Raw genomic sequence first — 22651 nt, 5'->3', positions numbered from 1 at the left:
CGGCGGCTGCCCGGCGGCTGCCCGGCGACCGCCCGGCCACGGCCCGCGTCCGCGCGTCCCCCACGGGAGGCGCCGGCGCGGGCCGTCCGGCGTTCTCCCCTACGATGGCGCTGCCGGACCGGACCGGACGGACGTCCGGTCCGCCCGGGGGCCGGAGTCCGCCCAGCAGATCGGAGCACCGTGCCCAGCCGACCCGCACCCGCAGGCCACACGGCCATCATCGAGGCCGCCCGCGCGCAGTTCGCCGAGCAGGGGTACGGGGCGACGTCGATCCGGGACATCGCGCGGCGGGCGGGGGTCAGCCTGTCCGCCCTGTACTACTACTACAAGGGCAAGCAGGAACTGCTGGTCGCCATCCTGGAGGACGGGATGGCGGCCTACTTCGGCGCCTGCGAGGCGGCGCTCGCGGCGGTCGGCGAGGACCCGGCCGAACGGCTGGAGGCGCTGGTCTCGGCGACGGTCCGGTTCCGGGCGGGCCACCCCGTGAAGAGCGGCATCGTGCTGACCGAGGGCCGGAGCCTGGAGCCCGAGCACCTCGCGCGCTACCGGGAGAGCGAGGAGCGCGGCACCCGGCAGTTCCGGGAGGTGATCGAGCAGGGCGTGGCGGAGGGGATCTTCCTGACCCCGTACCCGGACGACGCCCGGCGCGCGGTGATCGCGATGTGCAACGCGGTCGCCCAGTGGTACCGGCCCGAAGGACCGTCCACCGTCGAGGAGTTGGCGGAGCGGTACGTCTCCCTGGCGCTCACCGTGGTCGAGTACCGCCCGCGCACGGTCCGGCGGCCGGCGCGCGGCTGAGGCCCGCACCGGAGGGGCGTCCCCGGTGCGGGCCGGTCGGGCGGCGGGCGGACGGGCCCGGCCCGGGCTCAGTCGATGGTCAGGACGGTGCGCAGCGCCTCGCCGGTGCGCATCTGGCGCACCGCCTCGTTGGCGTCGGCGAGCGGCACCCGGTGGGTGATCATCTTCTCCAGGTCGACCTCGCCGGCCCGCCACAGCTCGATGATCCGCGCGAAGTTCTCCAGCACGTCGGTGCCCCCGTAGAAGGAGGGCAGCAACTTCTTCTCGTGCATGACCAGTTCGGCCAGGTTGATCTGCGGGAAGTCGGTCCGCGCGCCGACGCCGACCAGGCAGAGCGTCCCGCCGCGGCGGGTCGCGTCGTAGCCGGTGCGGACGGTGGCGGGCTTGCCGACCACCTCGAAGACGTAGTCGAAGCCCTCGCCGCCGGTCAGTTCGGCGGTCAGCGCGGCGAACTCCTCCGGGGCGGCGGCGTGCGTCGCGCCCAGTTCCCGCGCCCAGCCGCGGCGCCCGGCGACCGGGTCGACGGCGACGATGACGGCGGCGCCCGCCACCCGGGCGCCCTGGACCACGCTGATCCCGACGCCGCCGCAGCCGATCACCGCGACCTTGGAGCCGGGCGCGACCTTCGCGGTGTGCAGCGCGGCGCCGATGCCGGTGGTGACGCCGCAGCCGATCAGCGCGCCGACCTCGAACGGCACGTCGTCGGGCAGCGGCACCGCGGCGTTGCCGGGGACGACGATCTCCTCGGCGAAGGTGCCGGTGCCGATGAAGCCGAAGACCGGCCTGCCGCCGGAACTGAAGGTCGGGGTCGTGACGTTGGCCATCCCGCTGAGGCAGAGGTTGCCCTCGCCGCGCCGGCAGGAGCCGCACGTCCCGCAGGGCGGCATCCAGCAGACCACCACCCGGTCGCCGGGCGCGACGTGGGTGACGCCCTCCCCGGTCTCGACGATCTCGCCGGCGCCCTCGTGGCCCGGCACGAACGGCGTCGGCAGCGCGAGGGTGCCGTTCATCCCGGAGACGTCGGAGTGGCAGAGGCTGGCGGCGCGCATCCTGATCCGGACCAGGCCGGGGCCGACCGGCCGGGTCGTCACGTCGTCGCGGACGTCGAGCACCTCGTCGCCGGTCTGCTGGAGCACGGCAGCACGCACGGTGTTCCTCCTCGGGGCGGGGACCTGCACGGACTGCGGCAGGTAGACGGTCTTCGGCTCCAGGTAGGCGCGCAGGCCCTCCAGGCCGAACTCGCGGCCGATGCCGGAGTTCTTGAAGCCGCCGAACGGGCCGAGGAAGTCGACCCGCATCGTGTTGACGTTGATCGTGCCGGTGCGGATGCGGCGCGCGACGTCGAGCCCGTGCTCGGCGTCCCCGGCCCAGACCGCGCCGCTCAGGCCGAAGTCCGAGTCGTTGGCGATCCGGACGGCGTCCTCCTCGTCCCGGTAGCGGATCAGGCAGACGACCGGGCCGAAGACCTCCTCGCGGGCGATCCGCATGTCGTTGGTGACGTCGCCGAGCAGCGTCGGCTCGACGTACCAGCCCTTCGCCCGGTCGGCCGGGACGCCGCCGCCGGTCAGCAGCGTGGCGCCCTCGGCCAGCGCGATCCGGACGTACTCCAGGCTGCGCTGCTGCTGGCGCCGGGTGACCAACGGGCCGACCTGGGTGGCCGGGTCGAGCGGGTCGCCGACCCTCAGCGCCGCGACGGCGGCGGTGAGCGCGGCGGCGATCTCCTCGTACCGGCTCTCCGGCACCAGGACGCGGGTCAGCGCGATGCACGCCTGACCGTTGTTCATGTACGAGCCCGCCATCAGGGCCGGGACGACCTGGGCCAGGTCGGCGTCCGCCAGGATCACGGCGGCGGACTTCCCGCCGAGCTCCAGCGTCACCCGGTGCAGGTGGTCGGCGGCGCTCGCCATCACCGCCTTGCCGGCCGCGACCGAGCCGGTGAAGGCGACCTTGTCGACGCCCGGGTGCGCCACCAGGTAGGCGCTGGTCTCCCGGTCGGCGGGCAGCACGTTGAGCACGCCCGCCGGGAGCCCGGCCGCCTCGGCGACCTCGGCCAGCAGGTAGGCGTCCAGCGGGGTCTCCGGCGAGGCCTTCAGCACCACCGTGCAGCCGCTGACCAGGGCGGGGGCCAGCTTGGTCGCGGTGACGAACTGCGGCACGTTCCACGGCACGACCGCGGCGACCACGCCGACCGGCTCGTTGCGGACCAGCAGCGGTCCGCCCATGCCGTGCCGCCACTCCTCGAAGGGGAACTCGCGCCCCACCCCGGCGGTGGTGCCGTAGGTGGCGACCGCGCTCATCACCTGGCCGGTGGCCGCCCAGGTGACGGGCGAGCCGTTCTGCGCGGAGATCAGCGCGGCCAGCCGGGGCGCGCGGGCCGCCAGGCCGTCCTTGATCCGCAGGACGACCTCGATCCGCTCGTGGACCGACATCCGCGGCCAGGGGCCGTGGTCGAAGGCCGCGCGCGCGGCGGCCACCGCCGCGTCCACGTCCGCCGGGCCGGCGTGCGGGACCCGGCCGATGACCTCCTCGGTGTGCGGGGACACCACGGTGATGGTGTCCCCGCCGGCGGGGGCCACCCAGCGCCCCCCGATGAACAAGCGGTCGTGCTCAATGACGTCGGCCATCGCGGTCCACTCCAGGAAGTGATTATCGATCGTTCGATAGTGGCGAGTGGGTGCACCGAACCACGGCCGCCCGGCCGTGTCAACGGGTGCGGCCGGAACGGCCCGGGGCGGGCCGGGGGAGTGGACGGGGCGGGCCGGAGGAGTGGGCGGGGCGGGCCGCCGGGAGGGGTGCGGGCGGGTCAGCGGGCGGGGCGCCGCACGACGCCGCGCGGGCGGTACTCCACGATCGTCAGGGCCAGGCTGACGTACCGCTCCACCAGGTCGTCCTCGCCGAGTTCGCCGCCGGGGCGGTACCACTGGGCGACCGCGTTGCACATCGCGATGACGGCGCGGCGGGCGTCGTCGGGGTGCGGGGTGGTGAAGACGCCCTGGTCGAGACCGGCCTGGATGATGCCGGCCCACTGCTGGGTGGCCCCGGCGATGCGGGCCTCGTAGGCGGCCAGGTGCTCCGGTTCCAGGCTGCGCTGCTCGGTGATGGTGATGCTGCTCTTGGCGGGGTGCTCGGCGCGGAACCGGACGGTGGCCTCCACCAGGGCGGCTAGCCGCTCGGCCGGGTCGTCCCCCGCCCGCTCCAGCGCCTGGTCGCAGGAGTGGAAGTACTCGTCCATGCCCTCGTCGATGATCGCCCGCAGCAGCTCCTGCTTGCCGGGGTAGTAGTGGTACAGGGCGGACAGGCTCATGCCGGAGCGGCGGGCGATGTCCCGGATCGAGGTGGCGCCGTAGCCGCGCTCGGCGAACTCCTGCCGTGCCGTCTCGATGATCAGCTTCTGGGTGGTGGAGCTCATCCGGGTGCGTCCTCGCGGTTCCTGGGCGTTTCGCCCTCCGATCATAGGGGTGCCGCCGTCCCGGGCCCGTCCGTGCACGGGGCGGCCGCCGGGGTGGCCTGCGCCACACGGGGGTGGACAGGGCGGCACCGCCGCTCTAGTTTAACGATCGTTCGAATGGTCGTTTGGCTGATCCCCGCACTCCTGGAGGGCCCCCGTGTCCGATGCGGTTCTGACCGAGTACGGCGACGGCGTCGCCGTGATCACCATCAACCGGCCCGAGGCGCGCAACGCGGTGGACCGCGCGGTCGCCGAGGGCGTCGCCGCCGCGCTCGACGTGCTCGACGCCCGCGACGACCTCACCGTCGGCGTGATCACCGGCACCGGCGGCACGTTCTGCGCGGGCATGGACCTCAAGGCGTTCCTGCGCGGCGAGCGCCCCGTGGTCGAGGGCCGGGGCCTGGCCGGGCTCACCGAGGCCCCGCCCGCCAAGCCGCTGATCGCCGCGGTCGAGGGCCACGCGCTGGCCGGCGGCTGCGAGATCGTCCTCGCCTGCGACCTGGTGGTCGCCGCCGAGGACGCCCGGTTCGGCCTCCCCGAGGTCAAGCGCGGCCTGGTCGCCGCGGCCGGCGGGCTGATGCGCCTGCCCGAGCGGATCCCGCGCCAGGTCGCGATGGAACTCGCCCTCACCGGCGGTTTCCTGGACGCCCCCAGGGCGCACGCCCTCGGCCTGGTCAACCGGCTCACCGCGAACGGCGGCGCGCTGGCCGGCGCCCGCGCCCTCGCGGCCGAGATCGCCGCCAACGGCCCGCTCGCCGTCCGGGCCACCAAGCGGATCGTCACCGAGGCCCCCGGCTGGCCCGCCGCCGAACGCTGGCGGCGCCAACGCGCCCTGATCGACCCGGTGTTCGCCTCCGAGGACGCCAAGGAGGGCCCGCGCGCCTTCGCCGAGAAGCGCGCCCCCCGCTGGACCGGCCGGTGACCGGCGTCCCCGCGGCGGGCGGCCCCCCGTCCACCGGCGTCCCGGCGACCGGCGGCCCGACGGCGGCCGGCCCGCTGGCCGGCCTGCGGATCGTCGAACTCGGCGGCATCGGCCCCGGCCCGTTCGCCGCGATGCTGCTCGGCGACCTCGGCGCCGAGGTGATCCGGATCGACCGCCCGGCCGACGCCGGCCGCCCCGGCTTCCCGGTCCTGCACCGCGGCCGCCGCTCGGTCGCCGCCGACCTCAAGCACCCCGAGGGCGCCGCCGCCGTGCTGCGCCTGGTCGACGGCGCCGACGCCGTCATCGAGGGCTTCCGCCCCGGCGTCGCCGAACGCCTCGGCCTCGGCCCCGACACCTGCCTGGCGCGCAACCCGGCGCTGGTGTACGGCCGGATGACCGGCTGGGGGCAGGACGGCCCCAAGGCCCAGGAACCCGGCCACGACATCAACTACATCGCGCTCTCCGGCGCCCTGCACACCGTCGGCCCGGCCGGCGGCGCCCCGGTCGTCCCGCTCAACCTGGTCGGCGACTTCGGCGGCGGCGGCATGCTGCTCGCCCTCGGCGTGGCCGCCGCCCTGCTGTCGGCCGCCCGCACCGGACGCGGCCAGGTCGTGGACGCCGCCATGACCGACGGCTCGGCCGCCCTGCTCGCCATGACGTACGGCTTCCTCGCGGCCGGCCGCTGGCGCGACGAGCGCGGCGTCAACCTGCTCGACGGCGGCGCCCCGTTCTACACCACCTACGAGTGCGCCGACGGCCGGCACGTCGCGGTCGGCGCGATCGAACCGCAGTTCTTCGCCGACCTGCTGGCCGGCCTCGGCCTCGCCGACGACCCGGACCTCGCCCGGCAGCACGACACCGAACGCTGGCCCGCCGCGCGCAAGAAGCTCGCCGACCGCTTCGCCGCCCGCCCCCGCGACGCCTGGGCCGCGCACTTCGCCGGCACCCAGGCCTGCGTCACCCCGGTGCTGTCGCTCGGCGAGGCGCCGCTGCACCCGCACAACGCCGCCCGCGGCACCTTCCGCCCCGGCCCCACCGGGGCCCCCGAACCCGCCCCGGCCCCGCGCTTCGGCGCCACGCCGCCGGGCGAACCCGCCCCGCCCCCGACCGTCGGGGCCGACACCCGTACCGTCATGACCGGGGCGGGGATGGACGAATCCGAGCTGGACGCACTGGTGGACAAGGGAGTCCTCAGATGACCGCACCGTGGCCCACGGGCATGCCCCGCAGCCTGACCTACCCCGCCGGCAGCGTCGCCGACCTGCTCGCCGGCTCGGCCGCCACCTACGGCGAACGCACCGCGCTGGTCGACGGCGATCTGCGGATCTCCTTCGCCGAACTGGACGAGCGCGCCCGCCGCACCGCCCAGGGCCTGCGCGAGCACGGCGTGCGGCCCGGCGACGTGGTCGCGCTGCACCTGCCGAACTCCGCCTGGTTCACCGTCGCCTACTACGGGACGCTGCTGGCCGGCGCCACCATGGCGGCCCTCAACCCGGCGCTGCCCCCGGCCGCGCTCAGCAGCCAGCTCGCCGACATCGGGGCCACCGCCGCGTTCACCCACCCCTCCTGCGCCGGACAGCTCGCCGAGGCGGCGGGCGGCCGGCTGCGCCTGGCCGTCCTGGTCGAGCCCACCGCGGCCGCCCCCGCCGCGGCGGCCGCGGTGCCGGAGCGCCTCGCCGGGCAGGTGGTCCCGCTCGCCGAGCTGCTGACCCGCGCCCCCGCGCCCGCCACCCCCGTCGGGCCCGAGGACGTCGCCCACCTCGCCTTCACCGGCGGCACCACCGGCCGCCCCAAGGCGATCCGGGTGCTGCACCGCAACCTGCTCGCCAACGTGCTGCAGATGGCCTGCTGGCGCAGCGCCGCCGTGCCGCGGACCGACGCCGAGGGCCGGATCACGCTGCACCGCGTCCCGACGGCCGACGCCCGCTTCACCGTGCCGCTCGGCGGCGCGACCGTGGTCGCGATCGCCCCGATGTTCCACGCGATGGGCACCGTCACCCAGAACCTCTTCGTCGCCAGCGGCGTCACCGCCGTGGTCTTCGGCCGCTTCGACCCCGCCCGCTACCTGGACGCCGTCGAGCGGCACGGCGCGCACACCGTCACCGGCTCGCCCTCGCTGTTCCACGCCCTGCTCGCCGCCCCCGGCATCCGCGACCGCGACCTGGGCGCCGTCCGGCTGCTCTCCTCCGGTGCCGCGCCGCTGGAGCCCGCCACCATGGACGAACTGCGGCAGGTCTTCCCGAACGCCCTGGTGATGGAGGCGTACGGCCTCAGCGAGGCCACCCAGGGGCTGCTCTTCCCGCCGCTCGAACCGGACGCGGGCACCCCGCGCGGCAGCGTCGGCGTCCCGCTGTTCGACACCGAGGCGCAGCTGCGCGGCACGGACGGCCGCACCCCCGTCGAGACCGGCGAAACCGGCGAGCTGTGGGCCCGCGGGCCGCAGATCACCGGCGGCTACCTCGACCAACCCGCCCTGACCGCCGAGCAGTTCGAGGACGGCTGGCTGCGCACCGGCGACCTGGCCCGGCAGGACGAGGACGGCTGGTACTTCCTGGTCGGGCGGGCGAAGGACATGCTGATCTACAAGGGCTACAACGTCTACCCGGGCCCGCTGGAGGCGCTGCTGTGCGAGCACCCCGCCGTCGCCCAGGCCTCGGTGGTCGGCCTGCCGGACGCCGCCGCGGGCGAACTGCCCGCCGCGTACGTGGTGCTGCAGGCCGGGGCGGCCGCGACGCCCGGGCTGGCGGACGAGCTGAAGGCGCACGTCGCCGCGCACGTCGCCCCCTACCAGCGGATCCGGCACCTGGAGTTCCTGCCGCAGCTGCCGGTCTCCCCGGCCGGGAAGATCCTCAAGCGGGTCCTGCGCGAACGGGGAAGGACCGCGGAGGCATGATGAGCGACCTGCTGCGCTTCCAGCGGTGCACCTGGTGCGGCAGCAGCGAGGCCCGGGAGCGCAGCCTGTGCGGGGTGTGCGGCTGCACCGACCTGGAGTGGCGGCACACCGCGGGGGCGGGCTGGATCCACAGCCACACCGAGCAGCGGGTCAAGGGGAACCCGCCGCGCCGGGTGGCCGTCGTCCAGCTCGCCGAGGGCTTCCGGGTCAAGGCCCAGGTGCGCTCGCTGCTGCCCGGCCGCGCCCGGGTCGGGGCGAAGGTCCGCTTCGACTCGCAGCAGCGCCCCGACCGCCTGCCGGTCTTCCAACTCGACCAGGCACCCGACCAACCGGAGGAGCGCGTCGTGCAACCACTCGACGGCATCACCGTCGTCTCCCTCGAACAGGCCGTCGCCGCGCCGTTCGCCACCCGCCAGCTCGCCGACCTCGGCGCCCGGGTGATCAAGGTCGAACGCCCCGGCGGCGACTTCGCCCGGGACTACGACCGGGCCGCCAAGGGCCAGTCCGCCTACTTCGTCTGGTGCAACCGGGGCAAGGAGAGCGTCGTCCTCGACCTGAAGGAGGCCGCCGACCGGGCCCTGTTCGACCGGATCCTCGCCGGGGCCGACGTCTTCGTCCAGAACCTCGCCCCCGGCGCCGCCGACCGGCTCGGCCTCGGCGCGAAGGAGCTGGGCGAGCGGCACCCCCGGCTGATCCGCTGCGGCATCTCCGGCTACGGCGACACCGGCCCCTACACCAGCAAGAAGGCGTTCGACCTGCTGGTGCAGTGCGAGACCGGCTTGGTCTCGCTCACCGGCACCCCCGACACCCCCGCCCGGGCGGGCATCTCCATCGCCGACATCGCCGCCGGGATGTACGCCTACACCGGCGTGCTGACCGCCCTGTACGAACGCGAGCGCACCGGGAAGGGCACCGCCTTCGACGTCTCCATGCTGGACGCCCTCGGCGAGTGGCTCGGCCAGCCGCTGTTCCACGGCCTGTACGGGCCCGCGCCGCTCGGCCGCAGCGGCGCCCGGCACCCGTCCATCTCCCCGTACGGCCACTACCGGGCCGGCGACGGCGGCCAGGTGTTCCTCAGCGTGCAGAGCGACCGCGACTGGGTCGCGCTGTGCGAACGCGTCCTGGAACGGCCCGAGCTGGTCCGCGACCCGCGGTTCGCCGACAACCCGCTGCGGCACCGCAACGACGCCGCCCTCACCGCGATCCTGGAGGAGCACTTCGGCGCGCTCGGCTCCGACGAACTGCTGGAACGGCTCGACGCGGCGGGCATCGCCAACGCCCGGCTGCGCTCGGTCGGCGAGTTCGCCGACCACCCGCAACTGGCCGCCCGGGACCGCTGGCGCGAGTTCGACACCCCCTCCGGCCCGCTGCGCGGCCTGCTGCCGCCCGTCACCGTGCACGGCCGCGAGGCCCTGATGGGCGCGGTGCCCGCGCTCGGCGCGCACACCGACGCGGTGCGCGCCGAGTTCTCCTGACCACCCGCCACCCCACCCGCCGCGGCGGGCCCGCGCGTCCGCCGGCGCCGGGCCCGCCGCCCCTTTTCCCGGAGGTACCCGTTGGACGCCCACGCCGCGATCCGTTCCATGCTGTCCGTGCCCGGCATCCGCGAGCGCTTCGTCGACAAGGCCGAGCACGTCCCGGCCGACGCGCTGCTGTTCGACCTGGAGGACTCGGTCGCCGACCGCGACAAGGCGGCCGCCCGCGCCCTGGTCGCCCGCCGGCTGCCCGACTACCCCAAGCGCGGGCGGCTGCTGTACGTCCGGCCCAACGGCCTGGACACCGGGCTGCTGGAGGCGGACCTGGACGCCGTGGTCGGCCCCGCCCTCGACGGCGTCCACCTGCCGAAGGTGCACGGCCCGGAGGTGCTGCGGGCCGCCGACCACTACCTGACCTTCCTGGAGCGGGTGCGCGGCCTGGCACCCGGCCGGATCAGGATCATCGCCTGGATCGAGTCCGCCGAGGGCCTCACCCGGGTCGAGGAGACCTGCCGGGCCGTCCCGCGGCTGGCCGCCGTCTCGCTCGGCGCGGAGGACTACACCGCCTCGATGGGCATCCAGCGCACCCGCGAGGCCCGGGAGCTGGAGTACCCGCGGGCCCGGCTGGCGGCCGCCGCCGCGGCGGCCGGGATCGGCGCGATGGACGGCCCGGAGGCCGACTACCGGGACGCCGCGCTCTTCACCGCCCAGGCCCGGCACGCCCGCGCCCTCGGCTTCCGCGGCAAGTACTGCATCCACCCCGACCAAGTGGCCCTCGCCAACCGGGAGTTCGCCCCGCAGCCGGCCGAGCTCGAACGGGCCCGCCGGGTGGTCGAGGCGTACGAGGCGGGCGAACGCGCCGGGCTGGGCGCGGTCGGCCTGGACGGCGCGATGGTCGACCGCCCGGTCTACCTGCGGGCGGCGGCGCTGCTGGAGCGGGCGGCCGACTGAGCGGGCCGCCGACTGAGCGGGGGAGCCGCCGCGGCGGCGTCGTGCGCGGCCCCGCCGGTCGGCGGTGGGGACGGTGGGGCCGCGGCGCGGCCGGGGCCGGACCGCCCCGGCGTCGTGCGCCCGGCGCGGGCGGCACGCTCCAACTCGCGCCGCCGGGCCTCCGGATCGGCGGGGCGGTTCTTCGGCATCCCGCCGTGCTCTCCGGCGGGGTTCCGGGTGTCGACCGGATCTCCCCGCCGGAGGGCGGTCGGGCGCTTCCTACAGGAAGATGTCGCGGCGCAGCGGCTCGGTGCTCGCCGGGTCGGCCCGGTACCCGTCGAAGCCGGTGACGCCCGCCGCGCGCAGCACGTCCTCGTCGACGTGGCAGCGGCCGGTGGTTTCGGCGGCCGGGGCGGTGAGGACCGCGTGGGCCGCGTCGGCCATGATCGCCGGGGTGCGGCTGGTGCGGCGGGCCTCGTCCTCGCCGCGGGTCATCGCGGAGGCCGCGGTGGCGATGATGGTGGCGGGCCACAGGCAGCTGGCCGCGAGGGCGGTGCCGCGGTGCTGCTCGGCGATGCCGAGGGTGACCATCGTCATGCCGAACTTGCTGACGGTGTACGGCGCGTGGTCCTTCAGCCAGCGGACGTCCGGGTTCAGCGGCGGGGAGAGGGTCAGGACGTGCGCCCGGTCGGAGCGCAGCAGGTGCGGGAGGGCCAGCGAGCTCAGCAGGAAGGTGCCGCGGACGTTGACGTCCATCAGCAGGTCGTAGCGCTTGAGCGGGAGCTCGCCCGGGTTGCTGAGCGCGATCGCGGAGGCGTTGTTCACCACGACGTCGATGCCGCCGAAGCGCTCGACGGTCGCCTCGACCGCCTCGGCGACGGCCGCCTCGTCGCGGATGTCGCCGACGAACGGCAGGACCTTTCCGCCGGCCCGCTCGATCTCGGCGGCGGCGGTGTGGATGGTGCCGGGCAGCCGGGGGTCGGGGACGTCGGTCTTGGCGATCAGCGTGACGTTCGCGCCGTCGCGGGCGGCCCGCAGGGCGATGGCGAGGCCGATGCCGCGGCTGCCGCCGGACATCAGCAGGGTGCGTCCGGCCAGCGAGGGAGAGCTCATGAGGGGCCTCTCGGCGAGGAGGGGAGGGGGTGGTGTGAACGGCATCACTGGACAGTGGATGCGCTTGCCACCTATTTTAACGATCGTTCGAAAGGTTGGGGAGCAGGGAGACCGTAGGACCTGCCTCACAACCCACGCCCGACCCCACAGAGAAGGAGCCACCCGTGCGCGGTGCGGTGTTCAACGAGGACCACGAGGCCTTCCGGGAGACCATCCGGGACTTCATCGCCAAGGAGGTCGCGCCGGTCTACGCCGAGTGGGAGGAGCAGGGCCACCCGCCCCGGGACTTCTACCGCCGGCTCGGCGAGCTGGGCGTCTTCGGCATCCAGGTGCCCGAGGAGTTCGGCGGCGCCGGCGAGAGCAGCTTCAAGTACACGGCCGTGATCCTGGAGGAGACCAGCCGGGCCGGCGTCTCCTTCGGCAACTACGGCGTCCACGCCAACCTGATCCTGCCCTACCTGCTGGCCTACGCCACCCAGGAGCAGAAGGAGCGCTGGCTGCCCGGCTTCGTCTCCGGCGACCTCATGACCGCCATCGCGATGACCGAGCCGGGCACCGGCTCCGACCTCGCCAACATCCAGACCACCGCGAAGCTCTCCGCCGACGGCACCCACTACGTGCTCAACGGCGCCAAGACCTTCATCACCGGCGGCGCCCTGGCCGACCTCGTCCTGGTGGTCGCCCGCACCGCCCCCGCCACCGCCGAGGACCGGCGGGCCGGACTCTCCATCCTGTGCGTGGAGACCGCCAGCGACGGCTTCGCGGTCGGCCGCAAGCTGCAGAAGATCGGCCTCAAGGCGTCCGACACCGCCGAACTCTCCTTCAGCGACGTGGTCGTGCCGGTGGAGAACCTGCTCGGCGAGGAGGGCAAGGGCTTCGAGTACCTCGCCCACAACCTCGCCCAGGAGCGCCTGACCATCGCGATCGGCGGCGCCGCCACCGCCGCCGCCGCGCTGCGCTTCGCCACCGCCTACGTCAAGGACCGCACGGTCTTCGGCAAGCCCGTCGCCGCCTTCCAGAACACCAAGTTCGTCCTCGCCGAGTGCGCCACCGAGGTCGAGGCCGCCCAGCTGATGGCCGACCGGGCGCTGGAACTGCACGACCGGGGCGAGCTCAGCGTCGTCGACGCCGCCAAGGCCAAGCTGTTCTGCACCGAGGCCGCCGGCCGGGTCATCGACAAGTGCCTGCAGCTGCACGGCGGTTACGGCTACGTCACCGAGTACCCGATCGCCCGGCTGTACGCCGACACCCGGGTCTCGCGGATCTACGGCGGCACCAGCGAGGTCATGAAGACGATCATCGCCAAGTCCCTCGGCCTCTGAGCCCGGCACCCCCAGGGAGAGCACCATGCAGACCAACGGATCCTCCGCGCTCATCACCGGCGGCGCCTCGGGCCTCGGCCTGGCCACCGCCCGCCGCCTGCACGCCGACGGGGCCCACGTGGTCCTGCTCGACCTGCCGACGTCCAACGGCGAGGCCGTCGCCGCCGAGCTCGGCGAGCGCGCCCACTTCGTCCCCGGCGACGTCCGCGACGCCGAGGCGGTGGCCCGCGCCGTCGCCACCGCCGCCGACCGCGCCCCGCTGCGGATCACCGTCAACTGCGCGGGCCTCGGCAAGGCCGGCCGCACCGTCGGCAAGGACGGCACCCCCTACGACCTGGCCGACTTCACCCGGGTCGTCGAGATCAACCTGATCGGCACCTTCAACGTGATCCGGCTCGCCGCCGCCGAGACCGCCCGCGCCGAGGAGGTCGACGGCGAACGCGGCGTCATCGTCAACACCGCCTCCGTCGCCGCCTTCGACGGCCAGATCGGCCAGTGCGCCTACTCCGCGTCCAAGGGCGGCATCGTCGGCATGACGCTGCCGATCGCCCGCGACCTGGCCGCGCAGAAGATCCGCGTCATGACGATCGCGCCCGGCCTGTTCGACACCCCGCTGCTCGGCCGCGCCCCGCAGCACGTGCGCGACGCGCTCGGCGCCCAGGTGCCGCACCCGAGCCGGCTCGGCCACGCCGAGGAGTACGCGCAGCTGGTCGCCGCGATCGTGGCGAACCCGATGCTCAACGGCGAGACGATCCGCCTCGACGGCGCGATCCGGATGGCCCCCCGCTAAACCAGGCCGGACCCCCACCACACCCTCAGGAGCGATCAGTCATGCGTGATGCAGTCATCGTCGACGCCGTCCGCACCCCGGTCGGCAAGGGCAAGCCGGGCGGCGCGCTGTCCGGCATCCACCCCGTCGACCTCTCCGCCCACGTGCTCGGGGCGCTCGCCGAGCGCAACCGGCTCGACCCGGCCACCGTGGACGACGTGGTCTGGGGCTGCGTCTCCCAGGTCGGCGAGCAGGCCGGCGGCGTCGGCCGCTACGCGGTGCTCGCCGCCGGCTGGCCCGAGCACGTGCCCGGCCTGACCGTCGACCGGCAGTGCGGCTCCTCCCAGCAGGCCGTGCACCAGGTCGCGGCCGCCGTCATCGCCGGGCAGTACGACATCGCGGTCGCCGGCGGCGTCGAGTCGATGTCCCGCGTCCCGATGGGCTCCACCCGGGCCGGCGGCCAGTTCGGCCACCCGTACGGGCCGCTGGTCGCCCAGCGGTACGACGACTACCGGTTCAACCAGGGCGTCGGCGCCGAGATGATCGCCGCGGAGTTCGGCCTGACCCGCGCCGAACTCGACCGGCACGCGCTGGACTCGCACGAGCGCGCCGCCCGCGCCATCGACGAGGGCCGCTTCCAGGGCCAGATCACCCCGGTGACGCTGGCCGACGGCAGCGTCTTCGACACCGACGAGGGCGTGCGCCGCGGCGGCAGCGTCGAGGCGCTGGCCGGTCTGAAGACCCCGTTCAAGGAGGACGGCGTCGTCTCGGCCGGCAACGCCTCGCAGATCTCCGACGGCTCGGCCGCGCTGCTGATCACCACCAGCGAGATCGCCGCCCGCAACGGCTGGACGCCGATCGCCCGCTTCCACACCGGCGTGGTCACCGGCGTCGACCCCGTCACCATGCTCAAGGGCCCGATCCCGGCCACCGCCAAGGTGCTGGAGCGCTCCGGCCTGGCGCTGGACGAGATCGGCGCGTACGAGATCAACGAGGCGTTCGCCTCGGTCTCGCTCGGCTGGCAGCGCGCCACCGGCGCCGACTACGCCCGGATGAACCCCAACGGCGGTGCGATGGCGCTCGGCCACCCGCTGGGCGGCTCCGGCGCCCGGCTGATGACCACCCTGGTCCACCACATGAAGGACAACGGCATCCGCTACGGCCTGCAGTCGATGTGCGAGGGCGGCGGCATGGCCAACGCCACGATCCTCGAACTGCTCTGAACCCGTAGCCCCCGCGGAGAGGAAGGACCGCCCATGGAGGCCGGTGAATTCAAGGAAGTCCTGGACACCGTCCGCGACTTCGTGCGCGAGCAGGTCGTGCCGCGCGAGGAGGAGATCGAGGAGACCGACGCCATCCCGGCGGACCTGCGGCAGAAGACCGCGGCCATGGGCCTGTTCGGCTACACGCTGCCCGAGGAGTTCGGCGGGCTCGGCGCCACGCTCACCGAGGACGTCCAACTGGCGTTCGAGTTCGGCTGGACCACCCCGGCGTTCCGCTCGATGTTCGGCACCAACAACGGCATCGCCGGCAAGGTGCTGGTCAACGCCGGGACGCGGGCCCAGCAGGAGACCTGGCTGCCCCGGCTGGCCGCCGGCCAGGTCGCCTCGTTCGCGCTGACCGAGGCCGAGGCGGGCTCCGACCCGTCCGGCCTGACCACCCGGGCCGTCCGGGACGGCGACGACTGGGTGATCACCGGCGCCAAGCGGTTCATCACCAACGCGCCGCTCGCCGACCTGTTCGTGGTCTTCGCCCGCACCGGGCCCGAGACGTACGGCACCAAGGGCATCTCGGTCTTCCTGGTCGAGGCCCGCCTGCCCGGCGTCTCGGTCGGCCCGAAGGACCACAAGACCGGCCAGGCCGGCGCCTGGACCGCCGAGGTGTTCTTCGACGCCGTCCGGGTCGGCCCGGACGCGCTGGTCGGCGGCGCCGAGGGCGCCGGCTTCGGCGCGGCGATGAAGTCCCTGGTCCGCGGCCGGGTGCACATCGCCGCGATGTGCGTCGGCATGGCGCAGCGGCTGCTCGCCGAGTCGGTGGCGTACGCCGCCGCCAGCCGGCAGGGCGGCCGGCCGATCGGCGAGTTCCAGCTGGTGCAGGCGATGCTCGCCGAGATCCAGACCGGCGTGTACGCGGGCCGGGCCATGGTGCTGGAGGCCGCCCGCGCCTACGACAGCGGCGAGGACCGCCGGATCGGCCCCTCCGCCGCGAAGCTCTACTGCTCCGAGATGGTCTCCCGGGCCGCCGACCTGGCCGTGCAGATCCACGGCGGCATGGGCTACATGCGCGGCACCGCCGTCGAGCGCTGCTACCGCGACGCCCGGCTGTTCCGCATCTACGAGGGCACCAGCGAGATCCAGAAACTGATCATCGGCAAGGCCCTGCTGAAGGAGGCCGCCTGAGATGGCGATGACCGAGATCCCCCTGTCCGCCACCCTCAGCGAGGACGAGCGGGCCGTCGTCGAGGTGGTCGCCGACTTCGTCGACCGCCAAGTCCGCCCGGTCGCACAGGAGTTGGAGCACAACAACACCTATCCCGAGCAACTCATCGAGCAGATGAAGAAGTTGGGCGTGTTCGGGCTGCTCGCCCCCGCCGAGCACGGCGGCGTCGACGTCTCCACCGCCTGCTTCGCCCTGGTCGCCCAGGAGTTGGCGCGCGGCTGGATGTCCCTGGCCGGCGCGATGGGCAGCCACTCCGTGGTCACCTACCTGATCCGCACCTTCGGCACCCCCGCGCAGCAGCGGGCCTACCTGCCCCGGCTCGCCACCGGCGAACTGCGCGCCGCGATGGCCCTCACCGAACCCGGCGGCGGCTCCGACCTCCAGGCCATGCGCACCAAGGCCGTCCTGGCGGACGGAAGTTGGACGATCAACGGCACCAAGACCTGGATCACCAACGCCCGCCGGGCCGGCCTGATCGCCCTGCTCACCCGCACCGAACCGGCTGCCGGCAAGGGCTACTCCATCCTGCTGGTCGAGCAGGGCGCCGGCTACGAGGTCTCCAAGGACCTGCCCAAGCTCGGCTACAAGGGCGTCGAGAGCTGCGAGTTGGTCTTCGACGGCGTCCGGGTGCCCGAGTCGGCGCTGCTCGGCGAGACCCCCGGCGCCGGCTTCGCCCAGATGATGCGCGGCCTGGAGATCGGCCGCATCCAGGTCGCCTCCCGGGCGCTGGGCGTCGCCCAGGCCGCCCTGGACGACGCCACCCGCTACGCCCAGGAACGGCACTCCTTCGGGCAGCCGATCTGGCAGCACCAGGCGATCGGCCACTACCTGGCCGACTCCGCGACCAAGCTGCGCGCCGCCCGGCTGCTCACCCTGGACGCCGCCGCCCGGGTCGACTCCGGGCAGCGCGCCGACCTGGAGGCCGGGATGGCGAAGCTGTTCGCCTCCGAGGTGTGCATGGAGATCACCCTCAACGCGGTGCGGGTGCACGGCGGTTACGGCTACTCCACCGAGTTCGACGTCGAGCGCTACTTCCGCGACGCCCCGCTGATGATCGTCGGCGAGGGCACCAACGAGATCCAGCGCAACGTCATCGCCAAGCAGCACGTCGCCCGCCACCGGATCGACGACGGAGGCCGCCGATGAGCACCGCCGCCACCACCGCCCCCGCCCTGGCGTACGCGGCCGGCCTGGCCGCCGGCGAACTGCGCTTCCAGCACTGCGACGGCTGCGAGAGCGCCGTCTTCCACCCCCGGGTGCTCTGCCCGACCTGCGGCGAACCGTCCCCGGGCTGGCGCACCAGCGCGGGCCTGGGCACCGTCTACGCCACCACCGTGCTGCACCAGCGCGGCGCCGACCCGTACAACGTGGCCCTGATCGACCTGGACGAGGGCTTCCGGATGATGAGCCGGGTCGAGGGCCGCGCGCCCGAGGAGGTCGCCATCGGCGACCGGGTCCGGCTGCGGGTGGTCGAGGACGCGGGCGTGCCGCTCGCCGTCTTCGTCCCGCTGGAGAACGGGGAGGACGCATGAGCGGCACCGACCTGCGCGGCCGGGCCGCCGTCGTCGGGGTCGCCGAGTCCGACCTCGGCCAGGTCGCCCCGGGGCTCACCCACTTCGACCTGATCGGCCAGGCCACCGCCCGCGCCCTGAAGGACGCCGGGATCGCCAAGTCGGAGATCGACGGCTTCTTCTGCGCCTCCTCCTACCTGCCGATGCCGACCATGGACGTCGCCGAGTACCTGGGCATCCGCCCGCGCTACAGCGACTCCTCCAACATCGGCGGCTCCTCCTTCGTCTCCCACCTGCTGCACGCCGCCGCCGCCATCGAGGCCGGCCTGTGCACCACCGCGCTGATCGCCTACGGCTCCACCCAGCGCAGCGACGGCGGCCGGCTGGTCTCGCCGACCAAGCTGCTGCCCTGGGAGGACGCCTACCGGCCGCGCTACCCCGTCTCGATGTACGCGCTCGCCGCCTCCCGGCACATGCACGAGTACGGCACCACCCGGGAGCAGCTCGCCGAGGTCGCGGTCGCCGCCCGGGCCTGGGCCCAGCTCAACCCGGCCGCGTTCACCCACGGCAAGGGGCAGCTGACCGTCGCCGAGGTGCTCGGCTCGCAGCTGATCAGCTACCCGCTGACCAGCAAGGACTGCTGCCTGGTCACCGACGGCGGCGGCGCGGTGATCGTCACCTCCGCCGAACGCGCCCGCGACCTGCGGGCGGCGCCCGCCTACCTGCTGGGCGCGGGCGAGGCCCACTGGCACCGCTCCATCTCGCAGATGCCCGACCTCACCACCACCGCCGCCCTCGACTCCGGCCGCCGCGCCTTCGAGATGGCCGGCCTCAAGCCCGCCGACGTGGACGTGGTCCAGCTGTACGACGCGTTCACCATCAACCCGATCCTGTTCCTGGAGGACCTCGGCTTCTGCGCCAAGGGCGAGGGCGGCGCCTTCGTCTCCGGCGGCCGGATCGCCCCCGGCGGCGAGCTGCCCGTCAACACCAACGGCGGCGGCCTGGCCTACTGCCACCCCGGCATGTACGGCATCTTCCTGATCATCGAGGCGGTGCGGCAGCTGCGCGGTGAGGCCGGCGCCCGCCAGCAGCCGGACGTGGACGTCGCCCTGGTCAACGGCAACGGCGGCGTGCTCTCCAGCCAGGCCACCGCCCTGCTCGGCACCGCGGACGCACTCGGATGAGCGCCCCCGACGCCGCCGCACCCGAGGCGTTCGCCCGCGCGGCGGCCCACTGGCGGCCCGCACCGGTGGAGAGCACCGGCTTCGTCACCGCCGACCCCGCCGTCGCGCTGGCCGCCCTGTTCGACCAGGAACCGCCCGCCCGGGCCGTCGGCGACGAACTGCCCCCGCTCTGGCACTGGCTGTACCTGCTGGAGCGGCCCGCGCAGGCCGAACTCGGTGCGGACGGCCACCCGCACGACGGCCCGTTCCTGCCGCCGCTGCCCGACCGGCGCCGGATGTTCGGCGGCGGCCGGGTCCGCTGCCACGCCCCGCTCCGGATCGGCGACCTGGTCACCCGCCGCTCGCAGGTCGCCTCGGTCCGCACCCGCCGGGGCGGCTCCGGGTGGCTGCTGCTGGTGACGGTGCGCCACGAGCTGCTGGTGGACGGCGAGGTGCGCACCACCGAGGAGCAGGACCTCGTCTACAAGCAGCCCGCCCCGGCGCCGGCCCCGGCCCTCCTCCCGCCCGCTCCGGCCGTCCTCCCGCCGGTGCCGGACGCGCCCTGGTCGTTCGAGCTGCGGCCCGACCCGACGCTGCTGTTCCGGTTCAGCGCGCTCACCTACAACGCGCACCGCATCCACTACGACCGGGACTACGCCACCGGCACCGAGGGCTACCCCGACCTGGTCGTGCACGGCCCGCTGCTCGCCCTCGCGCTGCTCGAACTACCCCGCCGGCACGCCCCCGGCCGCCGGGTCGCCGAGTTCGCGTACCGCTCGCGCAGCCCGCTGTTCGCCCCCGCGCCGGTCACCGTGCACGGCACCCCGCGCGGCCCCGACGGCGCCGACCTGGGCGCCGGGCACGCCGCCACCGGCACCGTCACGTTCGCCCCGAGAAACGGATCGTCATGAGAGTCTTCGCCTCCCCCGCCGAGCTCGCCGCCGCGGCCGGCACCCACGTCGGCACCGGCGAGTGGAGCACCGTCGAGCAGCACCAGATCGACCTGTTCGCGGACGCCACCGGCGACCACCAGTGGATCCACACCGACCCGGCGCGGGCCGCCGAGGGCCCGTACGGCGCCACCATCGCGCACGGCTACCTGACGCTGTCGCAGATCCCGGCGCTCACCCGGCAGGTGTACCGCACCGAGGGCGTCCGGATGGGCGTCAACTACGGGCTCAACAAGGTCCGCTTCCCCGCCCCGGTGAAGGCCGGCGCCCGGATCCGCGCCTCGGTCGCGATCAGCTCCGCCGAGCCGGTGCCCGGCGGCCACCAGGTGGTCTCCACCGTCACCGTCGAGATCGAGGGCTCCGCCAAGCCCGCCTGCGTCGCCGAGACCGTCGTCCGCGTCTACGCCTGAACCCCGCCCCTCCCGCACCCCTACCACCCTCCGAGGAATCCCCGTGTCCGAAGCCACCACCCCCCGCGTCGCCGTCGTCACCGGAGCCGCCCGCGGCATCGGCGCCGCCACCGCCCTGCGGCTGGCCGCCGACGGTTACGCCGTCGCCGTCCTCGACCTGGACGCCGAGAGCTGCGCCGGCACCGTCGCGGCGATCGAGGAGCGGGGCGGCCGGGCCCTCGCGGTCGCCGTCGACGTGTCGGACGGCGACAGCGTGACCGCGGCCGTCGCCGCCGTCGTCGAGCAGCTCGGCGCGCCCGTCGTGCTGGTCAACAACGCCGGCATCACCCGCGACAACCTGCTGTTCAAGATGAACGAGAACGAGTGGGACTCCGTCCTGGACGTCCACCTGCGCGGCGCCTTCCTGATGAGCCGGGCCTGCCAGCAGCACATGGTCGGCGCCCGCTTCGGACGGATCGTCAACCTGTCCTCCACCGCCGCCCTCGGCAACCGCGGCCAGGCCAACTACTCGGCGGCCAAGGCCGGCATGCAGGGCCTCACCAAGACCCTCGCCATCGAGCTCGGCCAGTTCGGGATCACCGCCAACGCCGTCGCCCCCGGCTTCATCGTCACCGAGATGACCGCGAAGACCGCCGAGCGGGTCGGCATGAGCTTCGAGGACTTCCAGGCCGCGGCCGCCGCCAAGACGCCCGTGCGCCGGGTCGGCCGCCCCGAGGACATCGCCCAGGCGGTGTCGTTCTTCGCCCGCGAGGAGGCCGGCTTCGTCACCGGCCAGGTCCTGTACGTCGCGGGCGGCCCCCGCGGCTGAACCGGCCCGCACCGCACCGCCCCCGCCCGCCGCGCCGGGGGCGGTCCCCCTTCCACCGCACCTCCCCCCACCACGTCCGAGCGTCAACGTCGACGAATTGGAGGCCCGGATGGGCCAGCACCTGCCCGAGGTGGTCCGCCGCCACGCCCGGGAACGGGGCACCGCCCCGGCGATCACCTGCGAGGGCCGCACCACCAGCTACGCCGCACTCGACTCGCGCACCAACCGCCTCGCCCGCGCCCTGCTCGCCACCGCCCCGCCCGGCGCGCGGATCGGCTCGCTGACCCGCACCCGCCCCGAGGGCGGCGAGGTCCTGATCGCCTGCGGCAAGGCCGGACTGGTCGCCGTCCCGCTGAACTGGCGGCTGGCCGGCCCCGAACTGCTGACCGTCGCCCGGGACGCCGATCTGAGCGCCCTGGTCACCGAACCCGCCTTCCTGGAGGCCGCGCTGGCCCTGCGCGAGGCGCTGCCCGGCCTGGAGGTCCTGGTCACCGGGGACGCCCCGGACGGCCGCGCCGCCTCCTACGAGGCGCGGATCGCCGCCCACCCCGACGACGACCCCGGCGGCGGCCTCGACCCCGAAGCCGTCACCCTGCTGCTGTACACCTCCGGCACCACCGGCACCCCCAAGGGCGTGCAGGTCACCCTCGGCAGCCTGTACGCGGACGAGCACGCCCTCGCCGAGTACCGCTGGGACGCCGACTCGGTCGCCCTCTGCGTCATGCCGGTGTTCCACATCGCCGGCCTCGGCTGGCTGAGCAGCGCCCTCAGCGCCGGCGCCCACACGCTGATGTTCCCCGACTTCGAACCCGCCGCCGTGGTCGAGACGATGGAGCGCGAGCACGTCACCCACGCCTTCTTCGTCCCGTCCGTGCTGCACGTGCTGACCCTGCTGCCCGGCGTCGACGGGCGGGACTTCTCCCGCCTGCGGCTGATCGTCTACGGGGCCTCGCCCGTCACGCCCCCGCTGCTGCGCCGGGCGATGGCGGTCTTCGGCTGCGGCTTCGTCCAGAAGTACGGCCTCACCGAGACGGTCGGCAGCACCGCGCGCCTGCTGGACCACGAGCACGACCCGGACGGCCCCCGGCAGTACCTGCTGAACTCGACCGGCCGGCCGATGCACGGCGTCCGGGTCCGGATCACCGACCCGGTGACCGGCGCCGAGCTGCCGCCCGGCGGGGTCGGCGAGATCCAGGTCTCCTCCCGGCACAACACGCCCGGCTACTGGAACCGGCCCGCGGCCACCGCCGAACTGTTCACCGCCGACGGCTGGCTGCGCACCGGCGACGCCGGCCGCCTGGACGAGGACGGCTACCTCTACGTCACCGACCGGCTCAAGGACATGGTGATCACCGGCGGGGAGAACGTGTACCCCGTCGAGGTCGAGGCCGTCCTGGCCGAGCACCCGGCGGTCTCCGAGGTCGCGGTCATCGGCCTGCCGCACGAGAAGTGGGGCGAGCAGGTCACCGCCGTCGTGGTGCTCAGGGCGGGCGCCGAGCGGCCCGCAGAGCAGGAGCTGATCGACTTCACCCGCGGCCGGATCGCCTCCTACAAGAAGCCCGGCCGGGTGCACTTCGTCGAGGCGATGCCGCTCACCTCCAGCGGCAAGATCCTCAAGCGGGCGCTGCGCGAGCGCTTCGAGCAGTAGGGCGCCGGCGCGCGGGGGGGGGGGGGGGGGCGCCCCCCCACCGCCCCCCCCC

At 74.6% G+C, this 22651-nt stretch carries 20 protein-coding genes and 2 pseudogenes; 18 read left to right on the top strand and 4 right to left on the bottom strand.

The annotated features are described in order from the left end of the window. Window positions 1-180 precede the first annotated feature (180 nt). Entirely contained in the window at window positions 181-798 is a 618-nt protein-coding gene (locus ACWEO5_RS10580) for a TetR/AcrR family transcriptional regulator (RefSeq protein WP_452162051.1), read from the top strand. 68 nt (window positions 799-866) lie between these two features. Here the strand turns inward: ACWEO5_RS10580 and ACWEO5_RS10575 are convergent, their stop codons facing one another. The 3 genes and pseudogenes from ACWEO5_RS10575 to ACWEO5_RS10565 form a co-directional block, all read right to left on the bottom strand. Then, on the bottom strand, window positions 867-1889 hold the full coding sequence (locus ACWEO5_RS10575) for an alcohol dehydrogenase catalytic domain-containing protein (protein ID WP_452162088.1): 1023 nt from the start codon (window positions 1887-1889) through the stop codon (window positions 867-869). A gap of 93 nt (window positions 1890-1982) precedes the next feature. Next, window positions 1983-3422, bottom strand: a pseudogene (locus tag ACWEO5_RS10570) (aldehyde dehydrogenase); the annotation flags it as partial. A 179-nt stretch (window positions 3423-3601) separates the two neighbouring features. Next, window positions 3602-4207: a TetR/AcrR family transcriptional regulator gene (locus ACWEO5_RS10565; RefSeq protein WP_452162050.1), complete on the bottom strand. Its 606-nt coding sequence runs from the start codon at window positions 4205-4207 to the stop codon at window positions 3602-3604. A gap of 196 nt (window positions 4208-4403) precedes the next feature. Here ACWEO5_RS10565 and ACWEO5_RS10560 point away from each other — a divergent pair, with 196 nt between their 5' ends. From ACWEO5_RS10560 to ACWEO5_RS10535, 6 genes and pseudogenes are all read left to right on the top strand, one after another. Further along, window positions 4404-5168 carry a crotonase/enoyl-CoA hydratase family protein gene (locus tag ACWEO5_RS10560; protein ID WP_452162049.1) on the top strand — a complete coding sequence of 255 codons (765 nt, stop codon included), beginning with the start codon at window positions 4404-4406 and terminating at the stop codon, window positions 5166-5168. Beyond that, window positions 5165-6367: a CaiB/BaiF CoA transferase family protein gene (locus ACWEO5_RS10555; protein WP_452162048.1), complete on the top strand. Its 1203-nt coding sequence runs from the start codon at window positions 5165-5167 to the stop codon at window positions 6365-6367. Before ACWEO5_RS10560 ends, ACWEO5_RS10555 begins: the two co-directional genes overlap by 4 nt. After that, entirely contained in the window at window positions 6364-8061 is a 1698-nt protein-coding gene (locus tag ACWEO5_RS10550) for a class I adenylate-forming enzyme family protein (RefSeq protein ID WP_452162047.1), read from the top strand. Before ACWEO5_RS10555 ends, ACWEO5_RS10550 begins: the two co-directional genes overlap by 4 nt. After that, a pseudogene (locus ACWEO5_RS10545) lies at window positions 8058-8315 on the top strand (Zn-ribbon domain-containing OB-fold protein); the annotation flags it as partial. The gene ACWEO5_RS10550 and the pseudogene ACWEO5_RS10545, both read left to right, overlap by 4 nt. Before the next feature lie 90 nt (window positions 8316-8405). Further along, on the top strand, window positions 8406-9536 hold the full coding sequence (locus tag ACWEO5_RS10540; protein ID WP_452162087.1) for a CaiB/BaiF CoA transferase family protein: 1131 nt from the start codon (window positions 8406-8408) through the stop codon (window positions 9534-9536). Window positions 9537-9617: 81 nt separating this feature from the next. Beyond that, complete coding sequence (locus ACWEO5_RS10535) at window positions 9618-10487, top strand: HpcH/HpaI aldolase/citrate lyase family protein (protein WP_452162046.1); 870 nt, start codon at window positions 9618-9620, stop codon at window positions 10485-10487. A gap of 258 nt (window positions 10488-10745) precedes the next feature. On the opposite strand, the gene ACWEO5_RS10530 is transcribed toward ACWEO5_RS10535, so the two are convergent. Further along, window positions 10746-11579 (bottom strand): SDR family oxidoreductase, encoded by an 834-nt coding sequence (locus ACWEO5_RS10530; RefSeq protein ID WP_452162045.1) that lies wholly within the window; start codon window positions 11577-11579, stop codon window positions 10746-10748. A gap of 164 nt (window positions 11580-11743) precedes the next feature. Here ACWEO5_RS10530 and ACWEO5_RS10525 point away from each other — a divergent pair, with 164 nt between their 5' ends. The 11 genes from ACWEO5_RS10525 (at window position 11744) to ACWEO5_RS10475 (ending at window position 22599) form a co-directional block, all read left to right on the top strand. Beyond that, window positions 11744-12901 carry an acyl-CoA dehydrogenase family protein gene (locus tag ACWEO5_RS10525; RefSeq protein ID WP_452162044.1) on the top strand — a complete coding sequence of 386 codons (1158 nt, stop codon included), beginning with the start codon at window positions 11744-11746 and terminating at the stop codon, window positions 12899-12901. Between the two features lie 25 nt (window positions 12902-12926). Continuing rightward, complete coding sequence (locus ACWEO5_RS10520; RefSeq protein WP_452162043.1) at window positions 12927-13691, top strand: SDR family NAD(P)-dependent oxidoreductase; 765 nt, start codon at window positions 12927-12929, stop codon at window positions 13689-13691. 41 nt (window positions 13692-13732) lie between these two features. Next, window positions 13733-14893 carry a thiolase family protein gene (locus tag ACWEO5_RS10515; RefSeq protein ID WP_452162042.1) on the top strand — a complete coding sequence of 387 codons (1161 nt, stop codon included), beginning with the start codon at window positions 13733-13735 and terminating at the stop codon, window positions 14891-14893. 33 nt (window positions 14894-14926) lie between these two features. After that, a complete protein-coding gene (locus tag ACWEO5_RS10510; RefSeq protein ID WP_452162041.1) occupies window positions 14927-16069 on the top strand; it encodes an acyl-CoA dehydrogenase family protein in 1143 nt (380 codons plus the stop codon). A 1-nt stretch (window position 16070) separates the two neighbouring features. Next, complete coding sequence (locus tag ACWEO5_RS10505; protein ID WP_452162040.1) at window positions 16071-17255, top strand: acyl-CoA dehydrogenase family protein; 1185 nt, start codon at window positions 16071-16073, stop codon at window positions 17253-17255. After that, on the top strand, window positions 17252-17641 hold the full coding sequence (locus ACWEO5_RS10500) for a Zn-ribbon domain-containing OB-fold protein (RefSeq protein ID WP_452162039.1): 390 nt from the start codon (window positions 17252-17254) through the stop codon (window positions 17639-17641). Before ACWEO5_RS10505 ends, ACWEO5_RS10500 begins: the two co-directional genes overlap by 4 nt. Then, window positions 17638-18804 carry a thiolase gene (locus ACWEO5_RS10495; RefSeq protein WP_452162038.1) on the top strand — a complete coding sequence of 389 codons (1167 nt, stop codon included), beginning with the start codon at window positions 17638-17640 and terminating at the stop codon, window positions 18802-18804. Before ACWEO5_RS10500 ends, ACWEO5_RS10495 begins: the two co-directional genes overlap by 4 nt. Then, window positions 18801-19694 (top strand): FAS1-like dehydratase domain-containing protein, encoded by an 894-nt coding sequence (locus tag ACWEO5_RS10490; protein WP_452162037.1) that lies wholly within the window; start codon window positions 18801-18803, stop codon window positions 19692-19694. The genes ACWEO5_RS10495 and ACWEO5_RS10490 overlap by 4 nt, the downstream gene beginning before the upstream one ends. Further along, on the top strand, window positions 19691-20143 hold the full coding sequence (locus tag ACWEO5_RS10485; protein WP_452162036.1) for a MaoC family dehydratase: 453 nt from the start codon (window positions 19691-19693) through the stop codon (window positions 20141-20143). Before ACWEO5_RS10490 ends, ACWEO5_RS10485 begins: the two co-directional genes overlap by 4 nt. A 43-nt stretch (window positions 20144-20186) precedes the next feature. Continuing rightward, window positions 20187-20951, top strand: a complete 765-nt coding sequence (gene fabG, locus ACWEO5_RS10480) for a 3-oxoacyl-ACP reductase FabG (RefSeq protein WP_452162035.1) — start codon at window positions 20187-20189, stop codon at window positions 20949-20951. 109 nt (window positions 20952-21060) lie between these two features. Further along, complete coding sequence (locus tag ACWEO5_RS10475; protein ID WP_452162034.1) at window positions 21061-22599, top strand: long-chain-fatty-acid--CoA ligase; 1539 nt, start codon at window positions 21061-21063, stop codon at window positions 22597-22599. Window positions 22600-22651: the final 52 nt, after the last annotated feature.

The sequence above is a fragment of the Kitasatospora sp. NPDC004272 genome (genome assembly GCF_053603035.1).
The sequence above is the reverse complement of the archived record's forward strand: the minus strand, read 5'-3'. Positions and strand labels throughout refer to the sequence as shown.

Coding starts and splice junctions, on each gene's coding strand:
- ACWEO5_RS10510 (WP_452162041.1), top strand. CDS start 14,927: ATGGAGGCCGGTGAATTCAAGGAAGTCCTGGACACCGTCCGCGACTTC.
- ACWEO5_RS10515 (WP_452162042.1), top strand. CDS start 13,733: ATGCGTGATGCAGTCATCGTCGACGCCGTCCGCACCCCGGTCGGCAAG.
- ACWEO5_RS10475 (WP_452162034.1), top strand. CDS start 21,061: ATGGGCCAGCACCTGCCCGAGGTGGTCCGCCGCCACGCCCGGGAACGG.
- ACWEO5_RS10495 (WP_452162038.1), top strand. CDS start 17,638: ATGAGCGGCACCGACCTGCGCGGCCGGGCCGCCGTCGTCGGGGTCGCC.
- ACWEO5_RS10505 (WP_452162040.1), top strand. CDS start 16,071: ATGGCGATGACCGAGATCCCCCTGTCCGCCACCCTCAGCGAGGACGAG.
- ACWEO5_RS10565 (WP_452162050.1), bottom strand. CDS start 4,207: ATGAGCTCCACCACCCAGAAGCTGATCATCGAGACGGCACGGCAGGAG.
- ACWEO5_RS10550 (WP_452162047.1), top strand. CDS start 6,364: ATGACCGCACCGTGGCCCACGGGCATGCCCCGCAGCCTGACCTACCCC.
- ACWEO5_RS10490 (WP_452162037.1), top strand. CDS start 18,801: ATGAGCGCCCCCGACGCCGCCGCACCCGAGGCGTTCGCCCGCGCGGCG.
- ACWEO5_RS10530 (WP_452162045.1), bottom strand. CDS start 11,579: ATGAGCTCTCCCTCGCTGGCCGGACGCACCCTGCTGATGTCCGGCGGC.
- ACWEO5_RS10500 (WP_452162039.1), top strand. CDS start 17,252: ATGAGCACCGCCGCCACCACCGCCCCCGCCCTGGCGTACGCGGCCGGC.
- ACWEO5_RS10520 (WP_452162043.1), top strand. CDS start 12,927: ATGCAGACCAACGGATCCTCCGCGCTCATCACCGGCGGCGCCTCGGGC.
- ACWEO5_RS10485 (WP_452162036.1), top strand. CDS start 19,691: ATGAGAGTCTTCGCCTCCCCCGCCGAGCTCGCCGCCGCGGCCGGCACC.